At 37.4% G+C, this 20,613-nt stretch carries 13 protein-coding genes; 2 read left to right on the top strand and 11 right to left on the bottom strand.

What is annotated here, in order from left to right; genetic code table 11:
• Positions 1-234 precede the first annotated feature (234 nt).
• Positions 235-1,986 (top strand): glycoside hydrolase family 13 protein, encoded by a 1,752-nt coding sequence (locus E0E32_RS08690; RefSeq protein ID WP_130859601.1) that lies wholly within the window; start codon positions 235-237, stop codon positions 1,984-1,986.
• A gap of 177 nt (positions 1,987-2,163) precedes the next feature.
• On the opposite strand, the gene E0E32_RS08695 is transcribed toward E0E32_RS08690, so the two are convergent.
• The 5 genes from E0E32_RS08695 to E0E32_RS08715 form a co-directional block, all read right to left on the bottom strand.
• Positions 2,164-2,763: a histidine phosphatase family protein gene (locus E0E32_RS08695; protein WP_130859602.1), complete on the bottom strand. Its 600-nt coding sequence runs from the start codon at positions 2,761-2,763 to the stop codon at positions 2,164-2,166.
• Positions 2,764-2,856: 93 nt separating this feature from the next.
• Positions 2,857-3,822 (bottom strand): LacI family DNA-binding transcriptional regulator, encoded by a 966-nt coding sequence (locus E0E32_RS08700; RefSeq protein ID WP_130859603.1) that lies wholly within the window; start codon positions 3,820-3,822, stop codon positions 2,857-2,859.
• Positions 3,823-4,085: 263 nt separating this feature from the next.
• On the bottom strand, positions 4,086-4,919 hold the full coding sequence (locus E0E32_RS08705) for a sugar ABC transporter permease (protein WP_434059216.1): 834 nt from the start codon (positions 4,917-4,919) through the stop codon (positions 4,086-4,088).
• 2 nt (positions 4,920-4,921) lie between these two features.
• The gene (locus E0E32_RS08710; RefSeq protein WP_130859604.1) at positions 4,922-6,256 is read right to left on the bottom strand and encodes a carbohydrate ABC transporter permease; all 1,335 of its coding nucleotides are present in this window, start codon (positions 6,254-6,256) and stop codon (positions 4,922-4,924) included.
• Positions 6,257-6,318: 62 nt separating this feature from the next.
• A complete protein-coding gene (locus tag E0E32_RS08715; protein WP_130859605.1) occupies positions 6,319-7,620 on the bottom strand; it encodes a sugar ABC transporter substrate-binding protein in 1,302 nt (433 codons plus the stop codon).
• Positions 7,621-8,220: 600 nt separating this feature from the next.
• Here E0E32_RS08715 and E0E32_RS08720 point away from each other — a divergent pair.
• Positions 8,221-14,166: a pullulanase gene (locus tag E0E32_RS08720; protein ID WP_286171850.1), complete on the top strand. Its 5,946-nt coding sequence runs from the start codon at positions 8,221-8,223 to the stop codon at positions 14,164-14,166.
• 133 nt (positions 14,167-14,299) lie between these two features.
• On the opposite strand, the gene E0E32_RS08725 is transcribed toward E0E32_RS08720, so the two are convergent.
• From E0E32_RS08725 to E0E32_RS08750, 6 genes are all read right to left on the bottom strand, one after another.
• Positions 14,300-15,292, bottom strand: coding sequence for a tagatose 1,6-diphosphate aldolase (locus E0E32_RS08725; RefSeq protein WP_130859606.1), 993 nt, complete (start codon positions 15,290-15,292; stop codon positions 14,300-14,302).
• Positions 15,289-16,242 (bottom strand): hexose kinase, encoded by a 954-nt coding sequence (locus E0E32_RS08730; RefSeq protein ID WP_066191719.1) that lies wholly within the window; start codon positions 16,240-16,242, stop codon positions 15,289-15,291. Before E0E32_RS08730 ends, E0E32_RS08725 begins: the two co-directional genes overlap by 4 nt.
• Positions 16,242-17,408 (bottom strand): N-acetylglucosamine-6-phosphate deacetylase, encoded by a 1,167-nt coding sequence (gene nagA / locus E0E32_RS08735; protein WP_130859607.1) that lies wholly within the window; start codon positions 17,406-17,408, stop codon positions 16,242-16,244. Before nagA ends, E0E32_RS08730 begins: the two co-directional genes overlap by 1 nt.
• A gap of 18 nt (positions 17,409-17,426) precedes the next feature.
• Positions 17,427-18,587 carry an SIS domain-containing protein gene (locus tag E0E32_RS08740; RefSeq protein WP_066191725.1) on the bottom strand — a complete coding sequence of 387 codons (1,161 nt, stop codon included), beginning with the start codon at positions 18,585-18,587 and terminating at the stop codon, positions 17,427-17,429.
• A gap of 87 nt (positions 18,588-18,674) precedes the next feature.
• Entirely contained in the window at positions 18,675-19,391 is a 717-nt protein-coding gene (locus E0E32_RS08745; protein ID WP_235817521.1) for a GntR family transcriptional regulator, read from the bottom strand.
• A gap of 171 nt (positions 19,392-19,562) precedes the next feature.
• Entirely contained in the window at positions 19,563-20,408 is an 846-nt protein-coding gene (locus E0E32_RS08750) for an AraC family transcriptional regulator (protein ID WP_130859608.1), read from the bottom strand.
• Positions 20,409-20,613: the final 205 nt, after the last annotated feature.

Below are 20,613 nucleotides of genomic sequence, written 5' to 3' on the forward strand. Positions count from 1 at the left end.
AACCCCGGCTTTTTATAGGAAAAGTCGGGGTTGTTTTTTGGTGAAATAACATTTTATAGTGTAAAAATAATGATTGAATATTGCGGAAACGATTGCGCAAAAAGGTCATTTTATTTGTGTTGTTTTCCATATTTTAAAGGGCTTACAAGTGTTAAGTTGAGGTATGATTGATGGAACGATTATTACCTTCGAAATGATTTTTTTAAAAAAATAATAAAGAGAGGATGTGTTAATGTGTTTAAGGAAGCAATCAAGCATAGAGCCGTTCAGCCATATGTATATGCTAAAGACAAAGCAACCTTGGATATATTAATCGAAACAAAAAAAGACGACGTTAAAAGCGTGAAATTGATTTTTGCCGATCCATATGACTTTAAAGGATCGAAGTGGCAATATAAAAAGATGTCAATGGAGAAATCCGGGACGACAAGTTCCACAGATTATTGGAAAATATCTGTAACTCCAGACTATAGAAGGTTACGTTATGGTTTCCAGTGTACAGATCAACAAAATAAAGACACGATTGTAACAGAGAGAGGTTTCTATGACACCATTCCTGCAGATATTGGCAACTTTTTCTGCTTTCCTTATTTACATGAAGTTGATGTCTTTCAGGCGCCGGAATGGGTCAAGGATACGGTTTGGTATCAAATCTTCCCAGAACGCTTTGCCAATGGTGATGCTTCGTTAAATCCAGAAGGGACATTACCATGGGGAAGTGAAGAGCCATCTCCAACTAATATTTTCGGCGGTGATTTTCAAGGGGTAATCGATCATTTGGATTATTTAGAGGGCCTAGGAATTAATGGCTTGTATTTCACCCCAATTTTTAAAGCATACTCGAATCATAAATATGACACGATTGATTATTTTGAAATCGATCCACAGTTTGGCGATAAGGAAACCTTTCGTAAATTAGTAAAAGAGTGCCATAAACGAGGAATGAAGGTGATGCTCGATGCGGTATTTAATCACAGCGGTTTTTACTTTGAACCTTTTCAAGATGTCTTAAAAAATCAGGAGCAATCGAAATACAAGGATTGGTTCTTTATTTGGGATTTTCCGGTGAAGGCAAAAGGACTGCCGAATTATGATGCATTTGGTTTTGTAGCGAGCATGCCGAAGCTAAATACTGCCAACCTTGAAGTTAAACAGTATTTACTGGAAGTTGCGAAATATTGGATTGAGGAATTTGATATCGATGGCTGGCGTTTGGATGTCGCGAATGAGGTAGATCATGTTTTCTGGCGTGACTTCCGACAAGTGGTGAAGACAGCAAAACCAGATGCCTATATTCTTGGAGAAATTTGGCACGATTCACTTAAATGGTTGCAAGGAGATCAATTTGATGCTGTTATGAATTATCCATTTACGAATGGTGCCGTGGAGTTCTTTGCAAAACAGAACATGGACAGTCAGACATTTATGGATACGATCACGAATGTATTGCATATGTACCCACAAAACGTTAATGAAGTTTCCTTTAATTTGCTAGATAGTCATGATACACCTCGAATTTTGACAGAAGCAGATGGGGAAAAAGCAAGAATTCAATTATTATATTTATTCCAGTTGTCTTTTATTGGATCGCCATGTATTTATTACGGAGATGAAGTGGGTATAGATGGTGCTGGTGACCCTGATTGCCGTAAGTGTATGGTTTGGGAAGAAGAGGAACAGGATCAAGAAATGCTAGCATTTGTCAAACATTTGATTGAATTAAGAAAGCAACTGCCTGCTTTCGGTAATGAAGCGGAATTTCGCTTTTTAGAGTATCAAGGTGGTGCGATTGTTTATCAGAAACAAACAAAGGACGAACAACTTGTGTTTGTATTAAATAATAGTGAAGATTATCAGGTTATTGAGGTAGACGCCCTGGCTGATCAGAACGTAACCGAAATATTTAGTGACAAAACAATATCATTTGACAAAAAGGCGCGAATTGAATTAGCTGGTTATGGTTTTCGTTGTTTTCGAGTGAGATAATTACCGACATTGAAAAACTTGGACATGAAGATTGTCCAAGTTTTTTTATACAGTTTAACAATGTTGGTGGGAGGGAGCTAAAATGATTCAGATTTGACTTCAATTTCTTAAGCTAAACAGAAAAAGTATAAGTGTTTAAAGAGTAACAGTGATTATATATCTAAAATATCTACTTCTCTATGAAAGGTGTCTAGTGCTGCAAAGAGAATGGATAGTGACGATATTTTTATTCCGTTGAAAAGAATGGATGCAAGCATTGTCCTGATGAATATGAAGGTTAGGCTGTTTAATATTTAACAAACTTTTAATTAAATATTGATTATAATGACCATGTGCAAATATACAGATTTTTTCAGAATCATCTAGGCTAATAACATGATCGTTAAATGTATCAGCTCTATTTTGAGTACTTTGAACAGTGTTGTTCCCTTCATAGAACCATCCATCTTGTTGAAATGTGAAATTATAAATTCCTTCTGGAAATCTGTTTGTTAACTTTTCCTTTGTTAATCCAATATAGGACGCTGTTTCTCTATGCTCACTAAGTTCCCTCAAAGCAATTATAGGAAGGCCTAATGCCATTGCAAGTGGTTGTGCAGTTTGTAAGGCTCGGATTAATGGGCTGGAATAAATCTTTGTTATATTCTTGTATTTTAAATAGTTACAAACTTCTTTGGCTTGATAAATGCCCTTAGCTGTTAGTTCAGAGTCAGGCATATCTTTATCAGGATTAGTGTTGCCCATTGATTCTCCGTGTCGAACTATATGAATATCCATGATAAGCCTCCTTGTGTGTGCAGAATCTGAGTTAATCGTTGAGATTACTTTTTCTATTAAGTGAAATGAAATCTTATTTTTAACGTTACATTTTTATAACTTTCGAACCGTCTCTCTTTCGACTATAAGGTGTGGAAATGTTTTATTATTTATTAACTCTGGCGTAACTAATAGCTGTACCGCCGATTGTCCCATTGCGTAAAGAGGTTGAGCTACTGTGGTTAATGGAGGAATAGCTTTTTTTGCAGTAGAGGTATTATCAAAACCTATTATAGAAATGTTCTCAGGTACCCTTATTTTTTGTTGATAAAGATAAGATAAGACTCCCGCTGCCATCTCATCACTTACACAAAATACTGCAGTCATTTCAGGGAAATACATCAATAATTTTTTCATTGAAGAGATCCCGCTTTCAAAGTGATAATCACCGTAAACAATCATATTTTCAAATATCTCAAGATTAGCATTCTTCATTGCTAATTTATATCCCTTTTCGCGATTATCTCCTTTAGTGCCAGAAACCATTCCAATATTCTGGTGGCCTTTATCAATTAAGTAGGTAACGGCTTCATAAGAGGCTTTAAATTCATCTATATTGATAAAAGGAATCTCAGAATAATTTGATTTAGCAGCGACATTAACTACTGGTATTTCTTTACTAACAATCTCCTTATAGGTTTCTTCATTGAGCATTACACTAACCATTATAATCCCATCAACTCTATTCTCATACAAGGTTTGTAAATAGTCTTTTGTACGATTTTTCGTTTTACAGATCATCACGTTATATCCCATAATTCTTGCTTGTTCTTCAATTCCATCCAATATCTCACTAACAAATAAATCACTTACCCCGGGAACTAAAACTCCTAATGTTTTCGTTTTTTGTTTGATCAATCCTCTTGCAATTGCATTAGGCTGATAACCTAACTCTTCAATTACTTTTTCAACCTTTAGTTTTGTTTCTTCTGAATATCCTGGTAAATTATTAAGAATACGAGAGACTGTTGAATATGATACATTCGCTTTTTTTGCCACATCTTTTATGGTAACAGACATTCCCATCAATCCTCTTTCTAAATTAAAACAATGTTTTAATTTATAGTATAAGCTAACAATAAAGATTTGTCTTGTGTTTGTAAATGTTGTTCAAAAAGCAACCAAATGTTAAGAAGTGAATTTCTGTGTTGACAACAGTGAAGCTTCTATTAAGTATTCATAACCTTCGAAAGGCGTCAGTGCTCCGTTCGTAAAAATCGTCATTTAGATCTTCCAGCTTCTAACTTGGCACTTTTTGAACACCACATACAGACAGTTTAAAATTATCCTTTATTAGCTCCAGCCTTCAAGCCTTCAACCATCTGATTTTGAAAGATAAAGAATAGTATAGTGATAGGGATTGCTACCAAAACAGCGCCTGCAGCAAATACTGTGAACTCGGAATTACCGTTCTCCTGAATCATTTCAAACAATCCAACGGCTAGCGTCTTCTTATCACCTGAACGTAATACTAGTCTGGCGAAAATAAAATCCATCCAAGGACCTATAAAGTTATTTACGGCAATAAAGACTAGTATAGGTTTGGATAAAGGCATCATGATCTTCATGAATATCTTAACATGACTCGCACCATCTAATTTGGCTGCTTCTTCTAAACTCCTAGGTAACCCATCAAAATATCCCTTCACTAACCAAACACCAAAAGGTATAGATCCACCAGAATAGACCAATATCAGTCCCCAATGATTATCTAATAGATCAATTTGCAATAATAAAATATAAATCGCAATCATTCCCATGAATCCAGGGAACATCTGCAAAACTAACATTGCCATAAGTCCTTGTTTCCTTCCAGTAAAGCGGAATCTAGAAAAGGCATAGGCAGCTGTTACGATTAATAAAGTGGAAATAATCATACACCAAAAAGCAATTTTAAATGTATTACGATACCATAGAAGATAATTTGTATCTTCGAACAAATGTTTATAGTGAGTAAGCGTCAAACTATCTGGGATTAATTGAGAGGAATACAAAGTACTCCCAGGATTCATGGAACCTGTAATAATCCAAAATACAGGAAATAAGATAAATACTGCTGTGACAATGAGGATAATATAAATGAGCAATAATGTGAATTTTGATTTTCTTTTCTTTATCATCATGACATCATATCCTCCTCTTTAAATGCCCTTGTTCTTCTGAAATTCCAGATAGAGAAGATCGCAATAACAATGAAAATCAGTATGGAAACTACAGAAGCGACAGCAAATTGACTATTATCTAATGTTAATTTATATATCCAACTAATTAGAATATCCGTAGAGCCTGCATAGTTATAGCTACTATTAACAGGTCCTCCTTCTGTCATTAAATAAATAAGATTGAAATTATTGAAGTTACCAGCAAATTGCATAATAGCAAGTGGTGCAGTAGAAAACATGATCAAGGGAATAGTAATCTTTTTGAATTGTTGAAACTTGGTAGCACCATCTACTTCAGCAGCTTCATATAATTCTTTATCGATTCCAGTCATAACCCCACTCATTAATACCATCCAAAAAGGAAAACCGAACCACATATTTACAAGTACTAAAGTGAGCTTAGCTAAAATAGGATCCGATAGCCAAGGTATTGCTTGATCAATGATTCCTATATCCATTAAATATTTATTAATTGGACCAAATTGCCCGTTAAATATATTTCTCATGATTAAAATAGATACAAATTGTGGTATTGCCCAAGGTAGGATAAAAATACCCCTCCAAAAATTACGAAATCTAATTTTTGTTTGATTTAATAAGACTGCGTAAATTAAACCTAGAAAAAAAGTAGTAATTGTTGCTAAAATCGCCCATATTATTGTCCAAGAAAAAACACCATAGAACGTGGTACTCCAAGATTTCATTTGAAATAAAGCAATAAACGTATCAAATCCTACCCAATCAACCAAATGTCGAGGAGGAATATGGTTGGGGGCAGAATAGTTCGTGAACGCAATTAGTATCCCAAAGATAAGAGGGAGCACTGTTAAAAAGGAAGTGAACAATACCGAGGGAGTAATTAATAAGTACGGGAAGCCGTTCTCCCAAATATTTTTAAACATTTTCTTAGCACTGTTTGGTTGGATTCCTTTTTCCACTTTTTTTGCTACTTTATATGCATCTCTTATATTGAGGTAGTAAAACCATAATAATAACAAAAAACAAATCAAAAATATGATACCTTCAATCATTAAGAAAATAGAATGATCTCCTTGCGAAATATCAAAACCAGTCCTTTGCTGAGGTGTCTCACCCAGTGTTGTTAATCCCCACATGGCCCACTGAAATGGTACAGTCCAAAAAATTAACAAATAAACTTCCAATATAATAAAGCAAATTCCTTTAAAGATTTGACGGTTGTAGAGTTGCCCTACTCCCATGAAAATAAGAGAAAGGATAGCAGCAATCCGAGGTCTTGTAAATATTTTATTAGAAGATGATTTATTTCCCATATGTAAAACCTCCATTTAATCAGAATGGCTTTTCCTATTATGAAAAGCCATTCTGACCATATTTATTCAAGCTCTGAGTCTATTGTTTCTTCGATTTGTTCCACAGCTCGATCCAAGGCTTCCTGAGGATCTGCATTACCTTTCCATATTGTGCTATATGCCGTATCAATCGGCTCCCAAACATATTGCATTTCGGTAATATTAGGCATTGCAATTGCTTCTTGGGCTTGTTCAACAAAAGGATATAATAATTCATTGTTTACAATAGTTTCACTTTCTTGCAAACTTTCGATAGGTGGAATCTCACCAGTGTATTCATAACGTTTCTCTAGCATTTCGTAGCTGGTTGCAAACTGAGCAAATAGCGTAGCTGCTTGAGGGTAGTCGCTATAGGCATTAACAAATAGAGCTTTTACGCCAAGGAATGGCGATGGAGTATCTCCATTGTCGACTTTAGGAATAACCATAGACCCAAAGTTAATACCAGTTTCTAAACGGTTATTTAGAGACCATGGTCCGTCAATCATGTACATAAGATTTCCTTCATCAAAATAGGAACCAATTACATCACCTGTTAAATCTTCAGGACTAAGTCCAAGAATCTCATCTTTTACCTTTAGAAATAACTCTGCGGCTGCAACACCGCCTTCATTATTTAATCCAATATCTTCAGGATTTGTATTATTATCGCCAAAAATATATGCTCCGCTTGCGGACATAAAGCCAAAATTGCCATATAAATTTGCAGGTTCAAACATAAATCCATATTTATCTGGATGTTCTTCCATCAATTGTTTAGATTGGTCAATCAATTCATCCATGGTTTCTGCTGGTTCAAATCCCATTTCGTCTAATAGGTCTTGATTATAAAGCATTGTCAAAGTTTCAACAGATATAGGGTAACCATACATATCCATTTCGTCTTCCTCATTTAAAGAAGAAACTGCATTTACTGCTCCTTCCATCATTTCTTGTTGATACTGTTCTTCAAAATAATTGTCGTAAATTAAACCTGCTTGATTCATGGATCCAACATGATCATGAGCTCCCATAAACACGTCTGCACCTATGCCAGCAGGTCCGTCCGTTTGTAACTTCTCCGGAGCATCTGTGTGACTAATTTCTTCAAAAGTGATATCAATATCATATTCTGCAGTAAATTCGTCAATTACTTCATTCATCCACTCAGCATTTTGATCTCCATTACCCCAGATAAGAAGTTCTGCATTTTCCTCAGGTTCTAATTGATCAGAAGCAGCTTGTTCATTTTCACTTTTTTCTTGTTCAGCACTTTCTGGTTTGCTACAGGCAATAATAAATGACAGAAGCAATCCTAATACAAACATCCACACTAATTTTTTCAAAATTTTTCACTCCTTTTTCAATTTAGCAAACGTTTGCGTGATTTTCAAAAAAACAGCGAACGATTTAGCAAACGTTTGCGTAAAGAGATAATAATTAAGAGCTAATTTTAGCTCCTTTAAAAACGTTATTATATTACGATAGTTTAGTTTCTTTTTATTACCCTGTCAATAGTACTTTAATTACCTCCTTTTGTATTCGATATGAACAATCATTTGTCTAAATGCATTATATATAAATCAAATATATTTTGCAACCGTTTTCTTTAGAAAGTAATCATTATTTTATTAAATAGTATAGAAATGAAGGCTTATCCTATTTTTATGATTGAATTCCGAATAATCCACTTAATTTGACAAGAGAATTTTGGAAGTATGAAGTAGAAATTTCAAAAGCGTAATCATTCAAAATAATGATTGCGCTTGCAATATAAATATTATATACTGCTAAGGAAAACGTTTGCACTTATTTTTGAAGTGATTATTTTAAAATAGGTACAATGAAGTAAATACACACTCTATTGTTACATTTAATCTTTTTAAATATACTGCAATCGTTTGCTTGAATTTATATCACTATATAAAATAGGAGGGAAACGTAATTTGAAAAAGCAGAAAAGACAGTATGTTATGGTGCGAATGATGGTTATCGTCATGTTATTCAGTTTATTTGCGGGCATACAACCAATATCAGACGTACAAGCGGACGAAATAACGGAAGAAAATGTATTGCGAATTCATTATGACTATGGTGACGATTCCGTTACCGACATAGGCGCTTGGTTATGGGGGGATGTAACCACACCTTCAGAAACAACTGGAGAGTGGCCAGATGGAGTCTGGTTTGAAGAGGATAAAACAAATGATTATGGTGCTTATATTGATGTAGAAGTGATGGAAGAGGCAGAAGAGGTTCAATTACTGATTAATAATCGTAATGGAGATGAGTTGACTGAAGAGATCACGATTGAGATATTATCTGATCAAATGCAAGAGGTTTGGTTAACCAATGATGGAGAGGTTTATTATTATGAACCAATGGAATTGGAGGATAATAGTATTCGAATTCATTATCAAACAGAGGGAGAATCCTATGAACCTTGGGGTGTTTGGACGTGGGATGATGTACTTCAGCCATCTGATGAGTGGCCAACCGATGCGCATCCTTTTTCAGACGAACAAACCGGTCCTTATGGTGCCTATGTAGATATTCCTTTGAAGGACAATCCGGGATCAATCGGGTTTTTATTGGTAGAAAGAATCGAAAATGGCGCCCAAACAAATGATTTTCATTTTGCAGAACTGGACAAGCATCGGCAAATCTTTTTGAAAGCTGACAGTGAAGAAGTATACACTAATCCGTATTATGTATCAGATCAGGTGGAGGAAGAGATACCGGAAGAGACAGAAGGGGAGCAGGATATTAAAGTAAGTGCCTCTGTGAATCGAGCATTTACCTATAATGATCATGCTGTCTTAGAAGTAAACATCAACAATCAATCTGACCTGGGAATACGTCAAATTTATGCAGATACTTCTGCTTTAGGCGGCAAAGAACGACTGGAAATATCACCTGAACTAAATGAGGTTACTCTATCTGCTTCTTATCATATAGAGCCTGGCGAGAAAGATATTCCTGTCACAGTCGTGGATGAAGCAGGGGGCACATATAAGACTAGCGTGACTGCTACAGTTGATGCGAGAGAAATCGGCGAGGGTAGGACGGATTGGGATGAATCAATCATTTATTTTATGCTAACGGATCGCTTTTACGACGGTAATTCTGCTAATAATGATCCTTATGATTTGGGGTATCAAGATTATGACAATCCCCGTGGTACCTATCAGGGTGGAGATTTTAAAGGTGTAACAGAGAAATTAGATTATTTAGCTGAACTTGGGGTTAATACGATTTGGATTACCCCAATCGTTGAAAATATTGGTCATGATGTTAATTATAATGAATCTCAAGGTTCCTATTTTGCTTACCATGGGTATTGGGCGAAGAATTTTGAAGAGCTCAATCCTCATTTAGGAACAGTAGAAGAGTTTCATGAACTTATTGATGCTGCAGCAGCACGTAATATCGATATTATGGCAGATGTCGTTCTCAATCATCCTGGATATGGATTGAAATCAGTAGATGCACTGGGCGAAAATGCACCAGGTGGTTATCCGACCAGTGAAGACCGTCTACGGTTTGAGGATATGTTAAGAGAAAGTTCTGGTTCTGGAGATTTGACAACGGAACTATCCGGATTACCTGATTTCTTAACAGAAGAAGCTGCTGTTCGTGAACAAATGGTAGAATGGCAATCAAACTGGGTTGAAAAGTCTACTACACCAAATGGTAATTCATTGGCTTCTTATCGAGTGGATACAGTGAAGCATGTAGATGATACAACCTGGCAGCATTTTCGTAATGAATTAACTAAAAAAGAACCTGAATTCCAATTGATTGGTGAATCATGGGGAGCTGGACAGTCGAATGATCATGGCTATCTTCAAACGGGTACGATGAATTCTTTGTTAGATTTTGAATTTAAGGGTACTGCAAACAATTTTGTGAATGGAAATTTAGAGAGTGCTAATCAAACTTTGATAGAGCGAAATCAGAATATGGATAATACATCTTTATTAGGTCAGTTTTTAAGTAGTCATGATGAAGATGGTTTTCTTTATCAATTAGGTGGTGATGAAGGAAAAGCAATGATAGCAGCATCTTTACAAATTACTGCTAAGGGACAGCCGGTTATCTATTATGGAGAAGAATTGGGACAATCGGGTGCTAATAATTGGCCAGAATATGATAATCGCTATGACTTTGCTTGGAACGAAGTAGAAGGAAATGAAATGTTAGCGCATTACCAAGAGTTAGTTTCCTTCCGAAATGATCATTCTGATATTATGGCTAAAGGGGAACGTCAACAAGTTGCCGGTTCTGATGAGGAACAATTTATCCTTGTGGAACGGTCGTTTCAAGGGAAGTCTGCTTATGTTGCTTTCAATACAGCTGATACGACAAAGCAAGTTTCTTTAACTGTAGATAATGAGGAAACAGAAATTGTCGACCATTATCAAGATCAAACATATGAGGCTGAAAGAAATGAAGCCGGTGAATTTGAAGTATTCATTGATATTCCTGCTATGGGAGATGGGGGTACCGTTTTATTAACAGCAAACAATGGAAATATTGTAGATGGAGAAGAAGGGGAAGAACAGCCAGAAGGTCGTGATATTCCTGACAACCATTTGCGCGTTCATTTTCCTGGAGATGGTGCTGACTTTGATGGATTAGGATTATGGTTGTGGGAAGACGTTGCAACTCCTTCAGAAAGTGCAGGTAGCTGGCCGGACGCCGCATTATCTTTTGAAGAACAGAACCAAACCGAATATGGAAGGTATATTGATGTTGAGCTAGCAGAAAATCCTAATGAGGTAGGCTTGCTGATTAATCATTCCAATGGCGATAACTTATCAGGAGATATCTTTGTTCAGATGCTTTCCCCAGAAATGAATGAAGTTTGGTTGAATAAAGATTATGAAGTGTTTTATTACGAACCATTAGAGAAGGAAAATTCACTTCGTGTTAATTTTTATCAAACAGCAGAAAGTTATGACCCATTTGGTTTGTGGACATGGGGTGATGTGGCAGAACCAACGGAAGATTGGCCTGATGGAGCACATTCTTTCGCCGATGATCGTCAAGGAATGAAAGGGTCTTACTACGATTTACCTCTCACAAATGAAGCAGAACAAATAGACTTTTTACTAATGAATAAAGAAACAGAATGGCAGTCAGAAGAATTGTCATTTGATCAATTAGAGCAGCACACACAAATTTTTGTACAGAAAGATGATCCTATGATATACACGAACCCTTACTTTGTAAGTCAAGATGGCTTAGTATCTGCAGAAGTCTTGTCAGACCAAGAGATAGAATTAAAATATACTTCTGTTCAAGGATTTACAGAGGCACAATTATTAGAGGATATTACCGTATTAACAAGCGAAGAACAAGAAGTAGAAATGAATTCAGTGACCATAATAGAAGATGATAACACCGTATTATTGAACGGAAGTTTTGATCTGGACCAGGCTCCATTTACGATTCAGCATAATGGACGTGAAGTCATTGCATCAATTGGTTGGCGATTAAAAGATAATATGTATGGCTATGAAGGGGATCTGGGATTGGAAGTCCATGATTCTAGTAATGCTACCTTAAAGGTCTGGTCACCAAGTGCGGACAATGTATCCGTCGTCTTGTACGATAAGGATGATGCGAAGCAAGTTATTAAAGATGATTTGGAGATGACACGTTCCGAACAAGGCGTCTGGGAAGTAGAGTTAAATAAAGAAACAACTGGATTGGATGATATGATTGGTTATTATTATCATTTTGCTATAGAACGTGAAGGGGAAACGGCATTAACACTAGATCCTTACGCAAAATCTATGGCAGCTTGGAATAGTAATGACGCTGAAGCTAATATTGGCAAGGCGGCTATTGTCGATCCAAGTTCATTAGGGCCAACATTAGATTATGCCTCGATTGATGGTTTTGAAAAACGTGAAGATGCGATTATTTATGAAACGCACGTGCGTGATTTTACGTCTGATCCATCGATTGATGATGAATTAGAAGCTCAATTTGGTACGTTCGCTTCCTTTGTAGAAAAATTAGATTATATAGAAGATTTGGGAGTCACTCATATTCAATTACTCCCGGTAATGAGTTATTTTCATGCGAATGAAATGAACAAAGATGATCGGCTATTAGACTGGGAATCAACGGATACCAACTATAACTGGGGGTATGATCCACAAAGTTATTTTTCGTTAACTGGAATGTATTCCGAAAATCCAGAGGATCCTGAAAAAAGAATCGAAGAATTTAAAAATTTAGTGGATGAAATTCATAAACGTGATATGGGAGTTGTTTTAGATGTGGTCTATAACCATACGGCCCAGTTGCATATATTGGAAGATTTAGAACCCAATTATTATCATTTTATGGACGCAGATGGGACGCCGCGTGAAAGTTTTGGTGGTGGTCGTTTAGGAACAACCCATCAAATGGCAAGACGTATTTTAGTAGATTCTATAACCTACTGGGTAGACGAGTATAAAGTCGATGGTTTTCGATTTGATATGATGGGAGACCATGATGCAGAATCCATTCAAATGGCATATGATGAAGCAAAAGAATTGAATCCAAATGTTGTGATGATTGGCGAGGGTTGGGTAACCTATGTAGGTGACGAAAATAACCCAGATGTGCAACCCGCTGATCAGAGTTGGATGGAGGATACGACGAGTGTTGGTTCCTTTTCCGATGATTTTCGTAATGAATTAAAATCAGGTTTTGGTAGTGAAGGAGAGCCAAGATTTATTACTGGAGGGGCCCGCGATATTAATAGAATATTTGAAAATCTTACGGCTAATCCCGGTAATTTTACAGCAGATGATCCAGGGGATGTGGTGCCTTATATTGCGGCACATGATAATTTAACCTTACATGATGTGATTGCCCAATCAATTAAAAAGGATCCAAAAGATCACGCCGAGGAAATACATCAACGCATCCGGTTAGGTAATTTAATGGTATTAACTGCTCAAGGAACACCATTTATTCATGCCGGTCAAGAGTATGGCAGAACCAAGCAATTCCGCCATGAAGATTTTAAAGGAGAGGTAACGGAACCTCCTTATAAGTCTACTTATCTCACAGATAAAGATGGAAATCCATTTGAATATCCATATTTCATTCACGATTCGTATGACTCAACGGATGCGATTAACCAGTTTGACTGGCAGAAAGCGACCAATACGGAAGCATACCCAACAGAGACGACAACAAGGGATTATACAAAAGGTTTAATTGAACTCAGGCGTTCCACTGATGCATTTCGACATGGAACCATGGAAGATGTCCATGATAAAGTTTCTTTATTGGATATTCCTGAAATAGATAATGAAGACCTTGTCATTGCTTATCGTTCAGAAGATTCTGCTGGAAAAGAGGAGTATTTCATTTTTGTAAATGCAGATGATCAAACAAGATCTTTAACATTATCCGAAGATTTAACAAATGGTGAGATTATTGTTGATCAAGAGACAGCTGGAATGAATGTTATCGAGGAACCGACTGGTGTTACTCTTTCTGAGCATTCTATTGAAATAGAGCCGTTATCAGCTATTGTTATTCGAGTAGCAGAGCAGGATGATGATTCAGACAATGAAGATAACACCGGTGGAGATGATGGTTCAAACGGTGAAGGTGACAGTGATGGTCATGATGATTCAGACGGTGATAATGGTACCAACGGCAATGACGATCCAGATGGTGATGATGGATCTAATGAAAACGATGGGACTGAATCGAATTCCAACAAAGATATAGACGCAAATAATGATTCGAAAAACGGTTCTTTACCAGATACAGCAACCTCTACATTTAATTGGATAATTACTGGTCTGCTATTTGTGCTACTAGGTTTTGTTATAGTGTATTTTGAGTTGAGACGTAAAGTAGAAAAAGAGTAATTACGCCACTTTGAAAGAGTAGTTTTTCGAAGTTACGATCCGTTTAGTGAGAAAACTATAAAAATGATTGTTAGGACACTTGCTCATAAAAAAACTTGGACAAATATAATGTCCAAGTTTTTTATGATTGATTTCATTTCACCAACCGACTCCATGGAGTTGCAGTCTCCCGAATCGCTTGTTTTACCTTCTGTAGATTATCCGTGCCCAGGGATTCCAACCAGTTATGAAAAGCTTCAGGACCTTCTTTGGCAAAAGGCTCGACCGCATCTTTCCAAATGGCGCGTCCACAAAGACAACCATTAAATGTCGCTCCCGCTTCTTTAGCGAAATAGAGGGTATCGACAAATTGTTTGTTGGTAACACCACCGCTTAAATAGATAAAAGGGAGACGGCTTTTATCAGAACAGTTTTTATAGTGAGCTTTGGCTTCTTCTTGGCTAAAGACAGGATCATAATTATCATATTGGTGATTACCTTCGATATGGTAAATAGATACTGGCACTTCTACTTTCAACAAATCTATGCCGTATGCTTCCTTAGAGAATTCGGTCATGAAATACTCAATGATAGCTGGTTTTTTCTTGGCGAATTCCGTCCCTTTGGTATTTAAACCTTCAGCGCTGTAAGAAACAGGTTCTAGAATAAACAATAAATCATTTTGTCGGCATTCGTCTCCCACACGTTTGATGAATGCTTTTTTTGTATTATTGAACAGTGCTTCTTCTTGATGATCAAAATAGATTAATAGTTTGACTGCGCTGGCTTCACGCTGCACTAAATCCTGTATCGCATATTCGTCAACTAAGTTGGGCAGTCGTCCTTTTTCAGAAGCATCATAACCCGTTTTCTCATAGGCCATAATCAAGCCAACATCATCATGCAGTTGCGCAGCGGCCTCCCAGCCATACTCTGGATCAAGCAAAAGGGAGGATGATTGGTTGCCCAGCACCTTACTCACACCTTCCTTGAATTGGGATAATCCATCTTTATACGTGATATGGTCATTCATCGATTGAATCATTTTTCCTAATGATCCACGTTGATCCATGGCGGTGGCAAAGACGATTTGTTCTTGATCAGAAATTAATTCGAGTCCTCGTTTTTTTCCTGGGGTAAGTTTCATTCCATTATCCTCCCGTTATCGCATATTTTCTTTACTTTCATTTTCTCCACATATTTGTCGATATGATCCGTTTGAATCGCTCCAGTATGAGGGTGCAAGGCATTGAGAACACCCATACTAAGGGCATACTTCATCAATGCCTCATTGGCTAATCCTTTCGACAAGCCCGCTGCAAAACCAGCTATGACTGAATCCCCGGAACCAACTGGATTAATTGCCTCTACCTTTGGCGGGGTAATCTTATAAATCACTTCTTTTTGTTTGACATAGGCACCAGTCTTCCCTGTGGTTACAACGACCCAAGGAATACCCGCGAATGTTTCGGTATAAAGAGCAGAGATAATTGCTGCCTCATTTGTAGGTGGTTCCTCTAATAAATCAGCTAACTCTTCCATATTTGGTTTGATTAAAAACGGTTTGTCTGCTGCTTGGATTGTGTAAGAGAGTAGATCTCCTTTGGTATCAAGCAGCACGGACGCACCGAATTGATTAGCCGTCTGGATTAATAAACGGTAAAAGGACGTATCTAATCCTTTGGGCAGACTACCGGAGATCGTAATAACGTCCGCTTTTTTCACAAGGTTTGCAAAGCTATCGAGAAACGCTTCTGCTTCTTTTTCGCTAATCTCTGGCCCGGATTCTAAGATTTCCGTTTGCTGCCCTTCATGAATAATCGCAATACAATTCCGCGTCTCTCCAGTAATCGATGTAAAATGATCAATGATATTTTCCTCAACAAGACTTTTTCGTATGAAAGAACCTAAACTGCCTCCTAAAAAACCCGTAGCGGCGACCTTTTCGTCAAGCTGTTGGATTACTCTTGCTACATTAAGCCCTTTTCCACCGGCCGTTTTGGAAAAAGTGGATACTCGGTTTACCGTATCAAGATCGAAAGGCTTTAAGGAATAATTAATATCAACAGAAGGGTTTAAGGTAACTGTTAAAATCATTATTCATTCACCTCACTCTTTTCCTTGTGATATTTTTCCTTACCTGCTACTGTAACGGATTGAATCGTAAGTTGATCATCGATTACCACAAAATCAGCTATCTTTCCTGTAGCTATACTACCGAATAGATCATCTTGACCAATACTTGCGGCAGGTGATAGGGAGGCAAGGTGCCATATGTTATATAATGGTTTGCCCGTCCATGTTTGCAGATTTTTCACCCCATCGATCAAACGCAATGTACTGCCAGCCAGGGAACCACTCTCGGTACGTGCGATGCCATCTTCCATGACCACCGGGAATTCACCTAGCATATAGTTCCCATCTGGCATTAATCCCGCTCGCATACAATCAGTAATTAAGGTCAACTTGTTACCTTTTATTTTGCCCGCTAACGAAGCTACTTCCGGATGGACGTGGTGTCCATCGCAGATTAGTTCGGCAAAAGCTTGTTCCTCTATGAAGGCAGCACCAGCCACTCCTGGTTCGCGATGGTGTAAGCCAGACATGCCATTAAATAAGTGAACAAAGTTGTTTGCCCCCGCATGAATCGCTTTTTGGCAACAATCGTAACTCGCGTCGCTATGAGCGATGCTTAGTAACACGCCATCTTTATGAATAGAATCAATAAATTCGATGGCTCCATTGCGCTCTGGTGCCAGTGCAATCTTGACAATAGAGCCCTCGGCGAGCTGCTGCCAGGATAGAAATTGCTTTTCATCTGGGTCACAAAAGTAGTCTGGATTTTGCGCACCCTTATGCTTTTCGGTAAAATATGGACCTTCCAAAAACATACCTTCTGATTGTGCCCCTTGTAACCCTTGTTTAACGGCATCACGAATGGCTTTAATGGCCTGCTCAAGATCCGCTTCCGAAGAGGTCAACGTTGTTGGTAGAAAGCGGGTAACACCGAGTGGCAGAATGGCTTCAGAAATACCGTGAATTGCCTCCGTATTCCCATCCATCACATCATAGCCGTTGATGCCATGAATATGGGTGTCAAATAGCCCAGGAGCAACGGTATAACCACTCCAATCAATGATGTTGGCTTGATTCGGTACCTCGTCAACAAAAAAACCAAATCGATCCTGATTCACTTGTAAATAAGCATCTTTTTTTTCACCGTCTTCTAGTAAAAAACGGCTTGCCTTAATGAAATAGGTCATATAATCCCTTCTTTGTGGTTATTTGTCATAATCGTAAATCGTAACCCCTTGCACTACTCGATTCACATTACCATCCGGGCTTGGGTTATCTGGAGTAATGCCAAGCCGCAATGACTTCTGTAGTGCCAAGCTTTGGGCAAATAGGATATAGAGTAGGGCCGCATGGAAATCATCTGTACGGATATTAAAACCAGCTGATACTGGAATGGTCCAATCGGCTAACGTTTCGACAGCGTCATTTTGTTCCGTCGTTAAGGCTATGATTTTGGGTTTAACAGGACTGTCTGCAATCTCCCGCAGAATATCCATATCGTATTTTCTTGTATAAGCATCTTGTGAGAAGAAAAGTACGACCGCAGTTTGATCATTCAAAACTGACTTCGGTCCATGGCGGAAACCTAAGGATGATTCGTGTAAAGCGACTACTTTGCCAGCACTTAATTCCAACATTTTTAGTGCAGCTTCATGAGATAGCTGTCCTAACATACCAGAACCTAGATAGATAATACGCTCCCAATCAAAGTCACAAATATTTTTCACAGATGTTGGAATGCTAGGAATTAGTTTTTTGGCCGCTTGGATTACATTGGTATCTAAGTTATTAGAAGTAAATAAGGTATAGGCTGAGATCAGCATGCAAGTAAAACTACTAGTCATAGCAAAGCCTTTATCATGGGCTTTCTCAGGCATTAAAATAGTAAGAGCGTTTGTATCTTCTTTTGTGTCTGCGGCTAGCTTTCCGTCCTTGTTACAGGTAATAATTACTTGATAAAAATCGGTAATAAGCTGTTTTCCGAGTTTTACGGCGGCTACACTCTCCGGGCTATTACCAGAACGAGCAAAGGATACCATGATAGTAGGGACATCCTGTAAATATTCCGCTGGGCTTGCCACTATATCGGTTGTTGCTATGGAGTCCAATTGTATCTGTTTTTGATGATTGGTGCGTAACAAGGGAGTAATGGTATCCCCGATAAAGGCAGAGGTTCCTGCACCTGTGAATATAACTCGAACATAATCATGTTTTTCATAAATAGCAGTTAAAAATGGATTCCATATATCCCGTTGCTCAGAAAGAATGGTTCTTAATTCTTCCCACATTTCTGGCTGCTGTTGAATTTCTGTTGCTGTATGAAGCGCTTGTTTGTTTTGTAATTCTTCGTTTGTCATGTTAAACATTCTAGATCCTCCTGTAATTAATTAATTCTTTAAGTGGTTATGTCGTTATAACCAGTTGGTGTAAATAAGAAGCCCTTGTTAAATGGGCTAGGTTAATTCTACCGTGTAATTGAATTTATCACCGGGTGTCACGCTAACGGTATACTCAATCAGCTGATCATTATGATAAGCAAGTCTTTTTACTAACATAGCAGGAGAACCTGCTGTTAATTGAAGATAATCTGCCTCTTCCTTGCGCAAGCTGCTGGCAGAGAAATGTTCCACAGCTTTGGTGACATGGATTTGGTATTCTTGCCGAAAAATTTCGTACATAGGCCGTTCGTTTAAATCATTTTTGGTGAGACCAGGAAATGTTTCCTTGGGCAAATACGAGGTTTCGTAGATGAGAGGCTCCTGATCAGCGAGCCGCAATCTGACAATTTGAAAGACTTCATCCAAAGCCGTTACATTCATTTTATGGGCCAATCGTTCATCCAAGGCAATTTCCTGGAAAGAAAGGACTTGCGTTGTTGGCGTTTTTCCTAATTTTTTCATTTCATCGGTAAAACTATATAGCTTAATCAATTTTTGATGATAACTAACGGGAGATACAAAAGTTCCCTTACCGTGTAGTTTATAGATATAGCCTTCGCGTTCTAACTCCTGCAAGGCGCTTCTCACTGTAATTCGGCTTAAGTTGTAGATTTCGCATAATTCCCTTTCGGATGGCAACTTTTGATCGACTTGAAGTTCTTTATTGTCCATTTTAAGGATAAGCTCATCCATCAATTGCAGGTATAAAGGCACTTTGCTTGCTTTATCCAATTATCTTCCTCCTTTCCCAAACGAAAATGTGTCAGTAGTATATTAGATTGGTTATGACCAGTTGGGTAAAGTATAATAGATCTTGTTCTTTCTGTAAAGCTACAATGATAAAAATAATCCACTTGTCTCTATTGTCATCAAGCTCGACTTAGTTCACACAATATGGCAATCTTATTTTGTTGTTTCATGTTTACGTGCTTTTTTTCGGTAAGCAGAGGGAGTAAAACTCGTTTCCCTTTTAAAAGTCTGTGAGAAAAAGGAAAGAGAAGAAAAACCGTTGATTTCGGCAATTTCTGCGATAGAATAATCGGTTGTTTCTAATAGATTCTTAGCATCCTTGATACGAACATTGTTTAAGTACTCTATTGGAGAGACACCCATATCTTTCTTGAATGCATGTGAAAGATAGTATTTGTTGCTATGCCCTGCTTTTGCCAGCCTATCCAATGTAATATCCTCGCGAAAGTTTTTATCTAAATAGTGCTTTACAAAACTTGTTAATTTGCTTAATTCCTTCGTATTATTTTGTTCGATGGTGATTGTGGGTTCACGCCATAATTTGATAACTAGAATTTCAATAATATTTTGACAAATAACTTCGTACTCTTCTTTGCTTTGCTGCACTTCTTCCAATAGTTTATTTAAGTAAAATAAAATATCTTCACGTTCCCCCTCATATCGATACAAACCAATCGGTTCATTGTTTTCTTCCGTTAGCCAGAAGGAAAGTCCCTCAATTCCCAAGGCAATATACTCTAACGAATCTTGTACGTTTGAGCGTTCTGTATGTTCAATATGTGGGTTAATAATTACTAAATCATTTTGCTGGACCGGTACATCATAATCAGGAAGTACAAACGCTCCTTTTCCTTTGGTAATATAAAACAGCTCAGTGAAATGGTGCGTATGTGAAGTGCTATGCCATCCCTTATCATACGTTGAACGTGTGACATACAAGAGCTTAAACGATATTTCTTTTGTAAGTATTTTGTTCATTTTATACATTTCATAAGACATTTTATTCACCTGCTCCATTTTGTCTAAGATTTAATTAAATCTATTTTACGGAGGGATAAAATAAAAATCAAATCAGGTTGTTTAAAAGAACGGTTAAATCAATGGTGTTACGCAGAAAATGATCGTTACTATTCAAGCCAAAGAAATGTCATTCCTTTTTGATGATGATGTTGATAGTAATTGAAATCGCTATTTAATAGGATTT

Origin of the sequence: Gracilibacillus phocaeensis (genome assembly GCF_900626275.1) — a bacterium.
Lineage (GTDB): Bacteria > Bacillota > Bacilli > Bacillales > Amphibacillaceae > Gracilibacillus > Gracilibacillus timonensis.

Bases quoted from the DNA above. Each gene is read 5' to 3' on its own strand.
- E0E32_RS08695 (WP_130859602.1), bottom strand. From the start codon at position 2,763: ATGGATATTCATATAGTTCGACACGGAGAATCAATGGGCAACACTAAT.
- E0E32_RS08700 (WP_130859603.1), bottom strand. From the start codon at position 3,822: ATGTCTGTTACCATAAAAGATGTGGCAAAAAAAGCGAATGTATCATAT.
- E0E32_RS08710 (WP_130859604.1), bottom strand. From the start codon at position 6,256: ATGGGAAATAAATCATCTTCTAATAAAATATTTACAAGACCTCGGATT.
- E0E32_RS08725 (WP_130859606.1), bottom strand. From the start codon at position 15,292: ATGAAACTTACCCCAGGAAAAAAACGAGGACTCGAATTAATTTCTGAT.
- E0E32_RS08730 (WP_066191719.1), bottom strand. From the start codon at position 16,242: ATGATTTTAACAGTTACCTTAAACCCTTCTGTTGATATTAATTATTCC.
- nagA (WP_130859607.1), bottom strand. From the start codon at position 17,408: ATGACCTATTTCATTAAGGCAAGCCGTTTTTTACTAGAAGACGGTGAA.
- E0E32_RS08740 (WP_066191725.1), bottom strand. From the start codon at position 18,587: ATGTTTAACATGACAAACGAAGAATTACAAAACAAACAAGCGCTTCAT.
- E0E32_RS08750 (WP_130859608.1), bottom strand. From the start codon at position 20,408: ATGTCTTATGAAATGTATAAAATGAACAAAATACTTACAAAAGAAATA.